Genomic DNA, 13,271 nt, shown 5'->3' on the forward strand with positions numbered 1-13,271 from the left:
CTTCTATTCGATGACGATGGAGCGCAGGCCGCGCTCCCGCTGCTTCGGTTCCGGTTGCGCCGCGCGCTCTTCCCGCGACGGCGCATGCGGCGCGCTCGCGCCCTCCAGCATGCCGAGGGCCGCCGCAGCGCAGGCCCGCACGGCGCATGCCGCCGCCTGGCGCGCCTCCGGCGGCACGAGCAGGGCGAGGGCTTCCGCCTCGAGCCGCTTGGCTTCCAGCATCTTGGCCGCGAACTCAGTGTTCATATCGTTCTCCTTCCTCGAAGGCGACGCGCAGCGCGCCGTCCTCCAGCCGCGCGCCCGCCACCTCGAAGCCCGCCAGCGCGTTCGGCAGCGGGATGCAGCGGGTCATGGCGCCGACGCGCACGACGAGGTCGCTTCCGGCCTGGTACAGCTCGAGCGCGCCCTTGTCCGCCAGCGGCAGCGCCAGCTCGAGCGTCCAGCCGTCGCCCGCCTTCTCGTAACGCTCGTGCTCGAGGGGCGGCGCGGCGGCGAACACGCCCTCGTCGGGCAGCTCGCCGGCCAGCTGCGCCACCCCGTCCATCCCGCAGATGTCGATGCCGTGCCAGGGGACGCGCGCGGTCGGCACGTCGGCGAACACCCGGGAGAGCTCGTCCATGCAGCGCGCCTGGACGTCGGCCCATTCGGCGAAGAAGCCCCGCGCCGCCTCGGCGGGCAGCACCCGGTTCACCACGAGGCCGTCCACGCGGTAGCCGAACAGGTTGAGGTAGAGGTAGTTGCGCTTCGTCTCCTCGACGACCATCTTCTCGGGCAGCGTCACGATGCGCACGGCGGTGCGCTCGCCGTCCTTCAAGAGCGTCTGCAGGTCGATGAGCCGCGCGTAGAGCCGCTCGATGTCCGACATGGCGTGCTTGTCGGGAAGCTCCACCTTGAGCACCTTCTTGGACAGCGGCGACAGCACGCGCAGGGCCACCTTGCCGAGCGGCAGCCATTTCTCGACGTACCAGCCCAGAAGCTCGGGGAACTTGAGCAGGGCCAGCGTCTCGCCCGTGGGCGCGCAGTCCACGACGATGGTGTCCCAGCGGCCGCTCTCGGCGTAGTCGAGCAGCTTGAGCAGGGCGAACAGGCCGTCGAAGCCCGGCATGGCGGGCAACTCGCCGTCGTCGCCGCCGCGCTGCATGCTGGTGGCCATCGAGGTGGCGGATCGCACGAGGTCGCCGTACTTCCCCTCCATGATGAGGTCGGCGTCGAGCTCCACCGCGTCGAGGTTGTCGGCCACGCGCACCTCCTCGGGCCCCACGCGCCGCGCCAGCACGTCGCTCACGCTGTGCGCCGCGTCCGTGCTGGCCAGCAGCGTGCGCTCGCCGCGCGCGGCCGCTTTCCAGGCGCTCGCGGCCGCGACGCTCGTCTTGCCGACCCCGCCCTTCCCCGTGAATATCCGAATCTGCGTCATCGTGCGTCCTATCTTCTTCAATCGAATTATTCCATGCTCGAACTATTGGTGCGAAAAACGCGGCGTTGCCGCCGCCGTGCCCCGTGCGCCCCGCGTCGGCGGGATCGACGTTGTCCCGTGCGCCCCGCGCTCCTCCGCGCCCGGAGGGCGCACGCGCCTACTCGATCGCGATGCGCTTCATGCCCGCCTTCGCGCTTCCGCGCCGCTCCCCTTCCCCGGCCCCGCGCTCGAGCAGCGCGGGCAGCCGCTTGACCACCTTGAGCAGCACGAGCCGCTCCTCGTCCGACAGGTCCTCGAACAGCGCTCCGACGAGCGAGCCGATCGTGCCCATGACCTCGGCCATCTGCCGCGCTCCCTCGTCGGTGATGCGCACCACCATCACGCGCTTGTCCTGGACGCTGCGCCAGCGCTGCACGAGGCCGCGCTTCTCCAGCCGGTTCGCGATGCCCGTGGCCGTGTTCAGCGGCACGCCCACGTACTCGGCGATGCGCGACATGGTGGTCTCGCCGGCGCGGTAGACGTGCACGAGCGCCAGCAGCTCGTTCTTGGAGCAGTCCATGAGCATCCCCTGCCACCGATCGGAGGAGAAGGCGTCCTTGCCCGCGTCGAGGAACTCCCAATAGAACTCCTCGGTCGGGAGGTTCGTCGCGCGCTCGTTCGCCATGGATTGCTTCCTTTCTCGAAGTAAATTGATTCTGCCACCGAATTATTCCGTTGTCAAGCCCGCGAGTCCGACGAGCCCGCGAGCCCGATGAGCCCGCGAAGCCGCGAATCGTGGCAGGTTTTGCGAGATATTCGTCGTTTCCGCTTGTCGACGAAGGGTGCGCGAGGGCGAATCGCGGGAGCGAATCGCCTATCCCCTGATCACAGGGCTGCGTCGAAAGAAGCCGCGCGCCACGGCCGGGAATCGCGACGAATATCTCGCAAAACCTGCCACGAGCCCCGTCCCTCGGTTCGCAGGGCGGCCGGATCGGCTTTCGCAGCCGCATACAGTGGCCGGAACGGCGCGCGATACCGTATACTTTCAGGATAGGGAAACGACGAGGCGAAGGAAGGGGCCCATGGGCTACGATTTCGACGCGGTGCACGACCGCCGCGGCACGGACTGCGAGAAGTACGACGCCGGCATGCAGCTGAAAGGCCGCGACGACCTGCTGCCCCTCTGGGTGGCTGACATGGACTTCGCGCTCCCCGACGAGGTGCTCGACGACCTGCGCGCCGCCGTGGACCGCGGCATCTTCGGCTACGGGTTCGCGGGGACGCGCTACTACGACGCCGTGCAGGGCTGGTTCGAAAACCGCTTCGGCTGGAAGACCGAGCGCTCCTGGTTCGTGCAGACGCCGGGCGTGGTGTTCGCCATCGGCGCGGCCCTGCAGGCGTTCACCGAGCCGGGCGACGCCGTGCTCGTCCAGCAGCCCGTGTACTACCCCTTCGCCCAGCTCGTCGAGGCGAACGGGCGCGAGCTGGCCAACAGCCCGCTGGTCTACGAGGACGGGCGCTACCGCATCGACTTCGACGACTTCGAGCGGCAGGTGCGCGAGCGCGGCGTGCGCGCGTTCATCCTGTGCAGCCCGCACAACCCCGTCGGGCGCGTGTGGAGGCCTGAGGAGCTCGAACGGGTCGGGCGCATCTGCATGGAGCACGACGTGGTGGTCATCGCCGACGAGATCCACGCCGACTTCACGCGCCCCGGGCACCGCCATCATATGTTCCCCCTGGTCGATCCTGCTTTCGAGGATCGTTGCATCGTGTGCACCGCCCCCAGCAAGACGTTCAACATCGCGGGGCTGCAGGTGGCGAACATCGTCATCCCGAACGAGGGGCTGCGTCGCCGCTACCGCGACGTGCTGGGCAAGCTGGGCTACCTGGGCACGAACGTGCTGGCGATGGAGGCGTGCCGCTCCGCCTACGAGCACGGCGGCCCCTGGCTCGCGGAGCTCAAGGACTACCTCGAGGGCAACCTCGCCTACCTGCGCGACTTCCTGCGCGAGCGCATCCCGGCCGTCAAGCTCGTGGAGCCCGAGGGCACCTACCTCGCGTGGCTCGACTGCGCGGGGCTCGGCCTCGCGGACGAGGCGCTCGAGGAGCTGATCGTGGACCGGGCGCGCCTGTGGCTCGATGCGGGCAGCATGTTCGGCCCGGGGTGCGGGCAGTTCGAGCGCGTGAACATCGCCTGCCCGCGCTCGACGCTCGCGCGTGCGCTCGAGCAGCTGGAAGCGGCCGTGCACGCGGTCGCCGTCGACGACGAGAAGTAAGGGAGACCCCCATGGAGATCGCACGTTTGGTGCTGGGCGCGCTGCTGCTGGCAGTTGCGGCGCTGCTGGCGGTGCAACTGTACAACGGGCGCTGGCTGTTCCTGATCGCCAAGCCCGAGCGCACGAAGAAGGGCACGTTCTTCCCCGAGGGCACCGCCAGCACGGGCAAGCGGGCCTCGTGGGTCATGGTCGCCTGCTTCGCCGTCGTGGCCACGCTCATGGCCTTCGAGATGGGCAAGATGACCGGCGTGCCGGTGTTCGTGCAGGCTGCCACCGTGCTCAGCAACGTCGCGCTCGTGGCGTTCTGCCTGAGCCTCGTGTGGACGCTGTTCGCCGGGCGCAAGGAGCAGAACTACCAGGACCGCTTCAAGAAGGACGGCGTGCGCCTGCTCGTCCTGCTGCTGGGAGCCTGCGCGGCCATGACGGCCGTGTCGCTCCTGTTCGCCTGAGCGACGGAGCCGTAACGGGTCGACGACGCGCGCCCGCCGATCGGGGCGCGCCGTCGGAGGCGCGCCTTCCCCGTCGCTATGCTGGTCCGCGCAGGCGGACGGCGCGGAGAGAAGGTACGGGCATGCCGAAGGGAAGATTGGAAGCGTTCACCGACGCGATCATCGCCATCATCATGACGGTGCTCGTGCTGGAGCTGCACGAGCCGACCGGCGGCGACTTCGCCGCCCTGTTCGCCGAGTGGCACCGGCTGCTCATCTACCTGGTCAGCTTCCTCATGCTGGCCATCTACTGGAACAACCACCATCACCTGTTCCAAGCCGCGCGCAGCGTGAACGGCAAGGTGCTCTGGGCGAACAACTTCTTCATCCTCAGCCTGTCGCTGTTCCCCTTCGTCACGTCGTGGATGGGCGACTACTTCTCCGACCTCGCGCCCCAGGTGACGTTCGGCTTCATGGTGATGGCCGCCGACGTGATGTTCTTCGTCGTGGCGCGCAACCTGCAGCAGGTGGAGGACGGCAACGACGCGGTGGGCGTCTACTTCAACCGGTACTGGAAATCGTGGGCGTCGGTGGGGGCGAACCTCGTGGCCATCGCGCTCGGCGTCCTCGTGCGCCCCGAGCTCGTGTTCGTGGTGAACGCGCTCATGCTCGTGCTGTGGGTGGTGCCCGAGCGGCGCATCGAGCGCGCCGTGCGCTCGTAGGGCCGCGCCGGCCGGCCGGAATCGGAACATGCGGCAACGGATTCCTTAAGCGCGCCTTAAGTATGCCGGGCGCGGCGGGATCGCGCGCGCCTCCCTGGTAGCATGGGGCCTTCTTTCAGCTTGGGACGAAGGGGGCTTCGATGGAGCAGGCGGTTCTGACGGCGTACGAGGTGGCGACGGTGCTCGTCCCGTTCTTCGTCGCGTACGCGGCCGTGCGCGAGCACGCGCGCCGCACCGGTACCCAGGCGAGCGCGTTGCTGCCGGCGCTCGCGTTCGCGCTGTACCTGGCCGCGGTGCTGTACGTCACGGGCGCGGGCACGCTCTACGACCTGCTGCGCATCCTCGACGGGCGCGGGCCGGTCGTGAGCAGCGTGAGCCTCGTCCCCTTCGCCGACGCCGCCGTCATGGGCTGCGCGCTGAACGCCGTGCTGTTCGTCCCGCTCGGCTTCCTGCTGCCGCTCGCGTTCCGCCCGCGCATGCGGGCGGCGGGGGCCCTCGCGTTCGGGTTCGCGTTCTCGCTGGCCGTCGAGCTGAGCCAGCTGCTGAACAACCGCGCCACCGACGTGGACGACCTCATCATGAATACGCTGGGCGCCCTCGCGGGGTTCGCGCTGTTCAAGGCAGGGAGCCGCCTGCGCCACGGCCCGTCGGCGCCCCGCCGCCCCGCCTTCGCGCGCATGCCGGCGCTGCCCGGCCTCGCCGAGCCGGCGCTCTACCTGGCGGTGGCGTGCATGGGCCGCTTCCTGCTGTTCAACGACTACGGCGTCTCGGAGCTGCTGTACGGGTGATGAGCCGCCGCGCGCAGGTCACGGCAGCTGGTCGGTGGCCTGGTCCACGAGGGTGATCAGCTCCTGGCGCGCGTGGATGTCGAGCTTGGCGTACACGTTGCGCGTGTGGGTGCGCACGGTGTTCCACGACACCTGCAGGCGCTTGGCGGTGGCCCCGGTGTCGTAGCCCATGGCCAGGCAGCGCAGCACGTCCTTCTCGCGGCGCGAGAGCCCCGCCTGCTCGGCCAGGGCGTCGATGGCCAGCCCGAAGCGCCCCTTCTTGCCCGCGTGCGCGTCGTCGTCGGCGCGCGGCCCGGGAAGCCCGTCGCCCAGCAGGTCGTCGAGCGAGGCCTCCCCCTCGGGCTTGAACAGCCGGTCGAACTCCTTCTCCGAGAACAGCACGAACGCGCACGCCAGCACGGCGAACGCCAGCACGAGGTACAGCACGATCGAGTTCGACGTGACCGCGATCTGCGGGAACAGGTGCACGCCCGCCAGCCATCCGGCGCCCGAGCCCACCATGAACATCCCGTACCCGAAGCCGAACACGAGCACGGACGAGATATGGCGCTGGTAGACCACGAACGCGAGGATGCACCACAGCACGAACTCGAAGATGGCCGAGAGGAAGGTGACGAGCGCGCTCCACCCGAGGTGCGTGACGCCCACGATGGGGCAGAACGCGATGAGCGCCACGACGGCAGCCATGATGACGGAGTAGATCTTGCCGAAGTCGAAGCGCTCCCCCTCCACGCCGATGGCCGCCGCCGCGAACACGAGCGCCATCACCATGCGCAGCAGCATGACGAGGCGCGTGTTGTCGAGCGTGACGTCGACCGGCGACACCTCCACGAGCATCGAGCGCAGCGCCACGACGACGAACGAGAACACGAACGTGACGGCGATGAGCTTCCAGAACGACCGCGGGAAGCAGGAGCGCCGCTCCTCGCGCAGCGCCTGCTCGCCCGGAGGCGCGATGAACGACAGCGCGGCGGCACCGGCGGCGACGAGGGGCATGCTCACGAAGGCGAGGATGCCGGTGAGGGACGGCCCGCCGGCGACGGGCTGCCAGGCGGGCGAGCCGATGACGGTGAAGTAGATGAGCGCGATCACCACGTGCGACAGCGCCGCGTACAGGATGGCCTTGCGCGGCGCGATGCCGCCGTAGAGCTGCCCGCACTTGAGGCCGACGACGGCCGTTCCGAGGCCCGTACACGCGTTCGCGACGTAGAAGAGGGCGTTGATGGCCCAGTCCGGCAGCACCGGCGTGAGGTAGTACGGCCCGATGACGATGATGACGAGGCAGCCGAGGGACGCCACGGCCCCGCCGGCGAGCACCGCCTGGGGACGGTCGATCAACCGCCGCGCGCGCGGCGCGGCGCAGGCTGCGGCCAGCAGGGCGATGCCGAACGCGAGCGTCGAGACGATGTACATCGTGGAGATGTTCGCGCCGTTCGTCTCGGTGTCCGAGAGCCAGGCGGTGCCGCTGTAGGCGATGTAGACCCACGCCATCCAGATGCCGAGCGCGAGGAACGGCACCGACGGGCAGGCCTTGACGAGCTTTTCCAGAAACGCCTTCATGAAAGCCGCCGACTCCCCCTCCCCCAAACGGACGACAGCTCGAACCGCGCGCTCCCCCTGCGAGCGTCAGGCGGCGGTGCGCCCGCGGCGGTCCCGCGCCGCGCGGACGAGCCGCAGGACGACGTACGCCGCGAACACTGCCGAGTATACCGCAACGCTCGCCGTCGCGGCAATGCCGCCGTGCAGCGCCGAAGGCGCCAGCATCAGCAGCAGGTGCACGTACACGAGCAGGAAGAACGGGTACGCCAGCTTCTGCACCTTCTTCCAGGACTCGGTGCGCATGCGCCGTTTCACCGCGTTGAACGACGTGACGCCCAGCACGACGAGCAGCGCCAGCAGCACGACGGCCACGACGAACGAGGCGACGACGTTCGCGTCCATCCGCCCGCCCGTCAGGAGGCGCGGCAGGTAGGTGGCGCCGTACACGGCCACGTGGCCGAGCGAGAGCACCCACGCCACGATGGACAGCTCGGCGCGCACCGCCTTGAGCCATCGGCACGGCCGCGAATCCTGCGGCAGCACGCCGACGTACATCACGACGACGAACAGGGCGAGCGGCAGCAGGCATTTCTGGACGAGGACGAAGAACGCGCTCCACACGTCGCGCGGCATGCCCCAGAACGTGCCGGCCAGAAACGCGACGTCCACGAGCACGGCGGCCGCGTAGAACGCCATCGGGCAGGCCTTGAGGGGGTTGCGCAGCGCGAAGCAGGCGACGACCGTGCACGCGAGCACGAGGGCGAACGTCATAGCCTTTCCAACTCCTCCGCCATATCGTCGAGCACGCCGGCGTCGAACAGGAAGAAGCCCCGGCTCGTCTTCAGGACGCCGCGGTAGAAGCGCGTCTTCACGAGGTGCAGTGCCAGCTCCTCGAAGCCGTCGAACCACGAGAGCACGTGGTCGCGCAGCACGGCCTGCGAGCATCGCACCTGCCCGAGCGCCGACGCGGCGTCGCCCGCCTCGAGCGCCTCGATCGCGCGCCTGGCCAAGACGGCTTGGAATTCGCAGATGAACGACAGGTGGTCGTCGGGAAAATCGTAGCCCTCGCTCTTCCGCACGCCGTTGTCGCGGTACAGGCGGTGCACCTCGTGGTAGGACTCCTGGAACAGCAGCCCCTCCTCGCTCGTGAACACCGACTCGTAGGGCGTGGCGTAGCGCCCCTTCCACGACGAGGTGCCGGCGAACGCGCCGGTGAAGTCCACCGCCAGCTCCTGGCGCGTGCCGGAATGGCGCTTGGACAGCGCGCGCTCCATGTCGTGCAGGCCCTCGGCGACCAGCTCGTTCGTGCCGGCGAACGCGGCGAGGCCGCCTTGCGCGATGCGGTCGATCTGCTCCTGCGTCAGCGGCTTGTAGTAGAGCGCCGCCACCGCGTCGTAGAAGGCCGCGCGGCCGGCGAGCGCCGTCGCGATGCTCGAGGCGCCGTGCGTTTCCGTCGTCGTCATCGTGGTTCCCCTTTCTCGTGCGCTTCTCGCGCTTCCCTGCTCCGAATGCGCGCGGCGGGCTCCCGGCAGGCCTTGGGAGGGAGGTTCGGCCTGCCGGGATGGCGCGCGCGACGCGCGCGGCCTAGGAAGCGGCCACGCGGTCCGTCGTCACGGGATCGTCCTGCCATGCCGCGGTGGACGCGGACAGGAGGTACACCGTGGCGGGCTTCAAGCCGTGGCTGTCGTCGAGCTGGTGCCGGTTCTCCTCGGCTGCCGCGGCGACGGCCTTCGCGGCCGGGCTGCTCGGATCGTCGAGGTCGCCGAAGGAGCGCGCGCCGCAGCAGCAGTTGTGCACGCAGGCCGGCTCCCAGGTCTCGTCCTCATGGCGCTGGAAGCACAGCGTGCACTTCTCCACCACGTTCGTGCTCGGGTTGAGCGTGCGCACGTTGTACGGGCAGCCCTTCAGGCACGACTCGCAGCCGATGCACTCCTCGGCGTTCACGAGCACCACGCCCGTGGCCTCGTCGCGGTACGACGCCCCCGTCGGGCACACCTCGATGCACCCGGGGTTCTCGCATTGCTGGCATTGCAGGGGCAGCCAGTACTGCTCGATGTCCGGGAAGGTCCCCGTGGGACCCACGGCGTGCACGCGGTTGTAGTACACGCCCAGGTCCACGTTGTTCTCAAGCTTGCAGGCCGCGATGCAGCCGTCGCACCCGCTGCAGCGATCCAGGTCGATAACCAGGCAGTTTCTCATCAGAACACATCCTTCGTCTGAGCTTCGGACAGCATCTCCTCAGTCGGCAGGAACGGCGCGAACTCCTCGGGCTCCACCCACACGTTCGCGGGCTTCTGGGACTTCTCGATGCTCACCGTGAAGCCGCGGTTGGTGTAGGAGCCGTACACCTCGTTGAACGGCGCGTCGTTCTTCGTCAGCACGTTGACGTTGCACTCGCGCCATCCGGCCGTCGGGTTGGCTTGGGACTCGTCGTAGCACTCGGGGTTCCAGAAGCGCTCCATCCACACGGTCTTGGGATGCACGCCTTCGGTGAGGTAGGCGCGCGCGTGCACCTCGCCGCGGCGGCTCGACACCTTCACCCAGTCCAGGTGCTCGATGCCCAGCTCCGCGGCGCTGGCCGGGTTGATGCGGATCTCCGCCGTGGGGAACAGCTCGCGCGAGAGCGCGGCGTGGCGCATGGTGCCGTGGTGGAAGTACGGCACGCGGCCCGAGGTGAGCACGAAGGGGTACTCCTCGTCGGAAAGCGGGCTTTCCGCCGGCTCGATGTAGGAGCAGATGGGGCTGTAGTCCTCGCAGGGCTCCTGCGGCTCCGGATAGCAGAACGGGTAGCCCGTGCGCGCCAGCTTGAGCAGGATCTGGCAGTACACCTCGATCTTGCGACTCTCGGTGCCGAAGCCCGCCGGCAGCCCGTCGTCCACCACCGTCTCGTGCTGCTTGTACTGGAAGTACTCCTTGGCCGGCGTGACGTAGGGCACGTACGTGTCGGCGTCCTTGACCAGCTCGTCCCAGCTGGGGGCGTGCAGCGTTTCGGCGACGGAGGCCTTGACCTCCTCCTCGGTCGCGCTGCCCAGGTAGCCGGGCTTGAGGCCAGGCAGCTCGCCGCCCATCTTCTCGGCGCACTTCGCCACCACCTGCGCGGCGGGGATGGAATGCGACACCGTCTCGCCGATGTGCACGCACTCGTTCTGCAGCCACTGGGTGTTGAGCTGGGTCATGTTCACCATGGGCTCCTCCAGCCACTCGCGCACGGGGAACACGAGGTCGGCGGCTTCCACGTGGAACGAGGTGAGCATGGGGTACTGCCCGATGATGTAGTCCACCTCGGGGAACACGTCGTACCACGACTTCGCGTTGCCCAGCATGGCCAGCTTGTTGCCCGACATGTCGAACCACACGCGCGGCTTGTAGGGCTCGCCCGTGGCGATGGCCTCGCGCACCGTGGGGATGTGGCTGTGGCACCACGCGTAGAGGCCCTTGTGGTCCTTCATGCCCAGACGGTCGACGAGCAGCTGGTTCGCCAGCTGCTGCTGCGGGTTCTCCTCCCCCAGCTTCTTGGCGCGCGCCTCGTTCTCGGCGTCGCTCATGCCCACGACCGCGCCGATGCCGTACATGTCGGAGAACATGCCGTCGAAGCCGTTGTTGTACGTGACCGGGCGCTTCGTGGGCTGCGCGCCCGCCGCGCCGTACTGCGTCATCGTGCAGCCGGGCTTGTTCACGTAGCCCATGATGGAATCGAGGCCCATGCAGCCGAGCGGCACCTGCGAGGCCGACTCGGTCATGTCGGAGGCCACGCCGTTGGCGATGCCCGCCACGGAGGCTTCGGCGTATATCTTGATGGCCTCCTCGATCTTGGCGGCGTCGAGCCAGCAGTTCTCGGCGGTGCGCTCGAGGGTCCAAGGCTCGGCCTCTTCGCGATAGATCTGGCCGGCCGTCTTGTACGCGACGCCGTTGAATTCGCCCGTCCAGAAGATCTCGGGGTCGACCGCCGCGTCGGCGGGCGCGGAGAACTCGAAGGGCACCACCGCGTTCGTCTTGAGGTCGTAGCAGACGTAGGCCGGGGTGTTCTCGGGCGTGGTCTGCTCGAAGTCGCCGAACAGCTCCTGCGCCTTCACCGGCAGCTTCGTCTCCGGGTCGATGAGGAAGGGCAGGTTCGTCCAGTACTTGGTGAACTCCTCGTCGTAGAGCCCGTTCTCGAAGATGTAGCGGAACCAGCACAGCAGCAGGCCCGTGTCGGTGGCGGGGCGCACGGGCAGCCACACGTCGGCCTTCTGCGCGTCGGGCGAGAAGTTGGGGTCGACGACGATGGTCTTCACGCCTTGGGCGCGCAGCTCGGCCATGCCGCGGCCCGATTCGGCCGTCTGGCTGACGGAGGGCTGGGCGCCCCACAGCACCACGACCTCCGCCTTGTTGTCGCTGCCCGTGCGGAATATCTCCTGCACGGCGTTGTCGGCGATGGACTGGTCGTTGCCGCCGTAGAACAGCTTCGACATGCTCCAGCGCGGCAGGTAGCATTGGGCGCAGCCCGGCTCGAACACCGTGGGCGACCCGAACGCCATCGGCAGCGTCATGGCCTCCATGAACGAATAGGCGCCGCCTCCTCCGACGCTGGCGAAGAAGGCGTAGGGGCCGTACTTGTCGATGGCGTCGCAGATGTGCGTGGCCGCCTCCTCGACGGCCTCGTCCCAGCTGATGACCTCCCATTTGTTCTCGCCGCGCTCGCCTGCCCGCCTGAGCGGGTGCAGCACGCGCCGCGGGCTGTACATGGTGTGCAGCTGGTTGAGCCCCTTGATGCAGAGGCTGCCGCGGCTCACCGGCGCGTCGGGGTCGCCTTCCAGCTTCACGACGACGCCGTCCTTCAGATACGCGATGGCGGGGCACATCTGGATGCAGCCGTGGCAGGACGTCTTCATCCTCACGAGCTCCTCCTGCGCGCCGCCCGCAGCGGCGCCGTCCTCCTTCGGGGCCTCCTGCATGCAGCCGGCCATCGAGGCGCCGAACGCCGCCGTCGCGCCTACGAGGGCGGACGCTTTGACGAAGCTTCGGCGCGTCAACGTGGTTTCAGCCATGTTCTCTCCCTTTCTCCTCCTGGTAACGCTTCTACTCGCTTGCCTTCAGATCCTGCAAAAACGCCTCCCCTTCCTCCGTCAAGCACCATCCATCGTTCCAGACCAGGGCGCCCGAGCGCTCCAGCTTGTCCACGAACACGCTCGGCTGCATCGTGCGCCGCGCGCCGTCGACGACGGTCTCCAGCACGGGGCGCCCGCGCAGCAGCTCGGCGATGTCGCCGTAGGAGCGCGGTTGGGCGCGCGCGAATTCGAGCAGCTCGACGTACGTGTCGGTGCGCTCGGGGGCCAGGTGCAGCAGCTCGACGAGCCGGGCGCGCGGCCGATGCCGCTCGACGAAGCGCCGACCCGTCTCGGTGGCGCGATAGGACGTGACGGCCACCAGGTCGTCGGCCGCGTCCTCGTCGAGGCCTTCTTTATCCTGCGACGTCACGATCGCGCCGTGCGCGTCGCGCTCGACCCTCTCCAAGCCGCGGGCGCGCACGAGGTGCTCGGCCAGGCGGTACTGGTTCTGGGTGGCGGTTTTGAAGGCGGGCCAGGAAGCGACCTCCCGTTCGAGGTCGGCCAGCGTGCGCTCTTCGGCGCAGTACGCGAGCATGCGGTAGAGCACCTCGCGGTTGAGCGGATGGCGGCACACCGTGTCCTCGAGCTCGGCCAGCCGCTCCTCGACGGCGCCTTCGTCGATTCCGGTTTCGTCTTGCATGGCAGTCATGCACCTCCCCCTTCGCTGCATTCCTCCGATGGCTTCACTGTAGGCAGCGCGGGGCGGCAAAACTATCCGCACTCTGGATGAAAAGGGCGGGAAACGAGGCGGAAAACCTCACGCATTTTGCGTGAACGAGGGGATTTCGGCCGGGAAAGTGGCGATTCGGCCGGCGAACGCGGCGGTTCGACAGGGAGCGCGAACCCGGGTGGGCGCAAAAGGGCACCCATGGCAATGTTGCCCTTGGCGCACTCGGGACGCAGAGGGTCAGAGCATCTCGCGACCTGGGCATACGTCGGACGCCCTTCCGAAAACCTGGCGAAGACGACCAGAAACGCCGCCCGAAATTGTCATGGCGGCCCTTTTGCGCCCACCGCAGCAGATGGCTCCCCCCCGCC

Annotated in this window: 13 protein-coding genes; 4 read left to right on the forward strand and 9 right to left on the reverse strand. The window is 68.6% G+C overall.

Annotated features, from left to right (window positions below; translation table 11 throughout):
- Positions 1-3: 3 nt before the first annotated feature.
- The 3 genes from GS424_RS08670 to GS424_RS08680 all read right to left on the reverse strand — a co-directional run bounded on the left by GS424_RS08670 (position 4) and on the right by GS424_RS08680 (position 2,078).
- Positions 4-246 (reverse strand): hypothetical protein, encoded by a 243-nt coding sequence (locus GS424_RS08670; protein ID WP_160941531.1) that lies wholly within the window; start codon positions 244-246, stop codon positions 4-6.
- Positions 236-1,414 carry an ArsA family ATPase gene (locus GS424_RS08675; RefSeq protein ID WP_160941530.1) on the reverse strand — a complete coding sequence of 393 codons (1,179 nt, stop codon included), beginning with the start codon at positions 1,412-1,414 and terminating at the stop codon, positions 236-238. Before GS424_RS08675 ends, GS424_RS08670 begins: the two co-directional genes overlap by 11 nt.
- Positions 1,415-1,571: 157 nt before the next feature.
- Positions 1,572-2,078: a MarR family winged helix-turn-helix transcriptional regulator gene (locus GS424_RS08680; protein WP_160941529.1), complete on the reverse strand. Its 507-nt coding sequence runs from the start codon at positions 2,076-2,078 to the stop codon at positions 1,572-1,574.
- A gap of 397 nt (positions 2,079-2,475) precedes the next feature.
- Here GS424_RS08680 and GS424_RS08685 point away from each other — a divergent pair, with 397 nt between their 5' ends.
- The 4 genes from GS424_RS08685 to GS424_RS08700 all read left to right on the forward strand — a co-directional run bounded on the left by GS424_RS08685 (position 2,476) and on the right by GS424_RS08700 (position 5,607).
- Entirely contained in the window at positions 2,476-3,669 is a 1,194-nt protein-coding gene (locus tag GS424_RS08685) for a MalY/PatB family protein (protein WP_160941528.1), read from the forward strand.
- An 11-nt stretch (positions 3,670-3,680) separates the two neighbouring features.
- A complete protein-coding gene (locus tag GS424_RS08690) occupies positions 3,681-4,118 on the forward strand; it encodes a lipocalin (protein WP_160941527.1) in 438 nt (145 codons plus the stop codon).
- A gap of 122 nt (positions 4,119-4,240) precedes the next feature.
- On the forward strand, positions 4,241-4,819 hold the full coding sequence (locus GS424_RS08695; RefSeq protein ID WP_154331941.1) for a TMEM175 family protein: 579 nt from the start codon (positions 4,241-4,243) through the stop codon (positions 4,817-4,819).
- A 140-nt stretch (positions 4,820-4,959) separates the two neighbouring features.
- Entirely contained in the window at positions 4,960-5,607 is a 648-nt protein-coding gene (locus tag GS424_RS08700) for a VanZ family protein (protein ID WP_160941526.1), read from the forward strand.
- Positions 5,608-5,625: 18 nt separating this feature from the next.
- On the opposite strand, the gene GS424_RS08705 is transcribed toward GS424_RS08700, so the two are convergent.
- The 6 genes from GS424_RS08705 to GS424_RS08730 all read right to left on the reverse strand — a co-directional run bounded on the left by GS424_RS08705 (position 5,626) and on the right by GS424_RS08730 (position 12,882).
- A complete protein-coding gene (locus GS424_RS08705) occupies positions 5,626-7,167 on the reverse strand; it encodes a helix-turn-helix domain-containing protein (protein ID WP_160941525.1) in 1,542 nt (513 codons plus the stop codon).
- Positions 7,168-7,233: 66 nt separating this feature from the next.
- Positions 7,234-7,917: a ferric reductase-like transmembrane domain-containing protein gene (locus GS424_RS08710; protein ID WP_160941524.1), complete on the reverse strand. Its 684-nt coding sequence runs from the start codon at positions 7,915-7,917 to the stop codon at positions 7,234-7,236.
- Complete coding sequence (locus GS424_RS08715) at positions 7,914-8,609, reverse strand: TorD/DmsD family molecular chaperone (protein ID WP_160941523.1); 696 nt, start codon at positions 8,607-8,609, stop codon at positions 7,914-7,916. The genes GS424_RS08710 and GS424_RS08715 overlap by 4 nt, the downstream gene beginning before the upstream one ends.
- Positions 8,610-8,730: 121 nt before the next feature.
- Positions 8,731-9,345: a 4Fe-4S dicluster domain-containing protein gene (locus tag GS424_RS08720; RefSeq protein WP_160941522.1), complete on the reverse strand. Its 615-nt coding sequence runs from the start codon at positions 9,343-9,345 to the stop codon at positions 8,731-8,733.
- On the reverse strand, positions 9,345-12,173 hold the full coding sequence (locus tag GS424_RS08725) for a molybdopterin-containing oxidoreductase family protein (RefSeq protein ID WP_160941521.1): 2,829 nt from the start codon (positions 12,171-12,173) through the stop codon (positions 9,345-9,347). Before GS424_RS08725 ends, GS424_RS08720 begins: the two co-directional genes overlap by 1 nt.
- Before the next feature lie 31 nt (positions 12,174-12,204).
- The gene (locus GS424_RS08730; protein ID WP_160941520.1) at positions 12,205-12,882 is read right to left on the reverse strand and encodes a hypothetical protein; all 678 of its coding nucleotides are present in this window, start codon (positions 12,880-12,882) and stop codon (positions 12,205-12,207) included.
- Between the last annotated feature and the right edge of the window lie 389 nt (positions 12,883-13,271).

Origin of the sequence: Eggerthella guodeyinii (assembly GCF_009834925.2) — a bacterium.
Lineage (GTDB): Bacteria > Actinomycetota > Coriobacteriia > Coriobacteriales > Eggerthellaceae > Eggerthella > Eggerthella guodeyinii.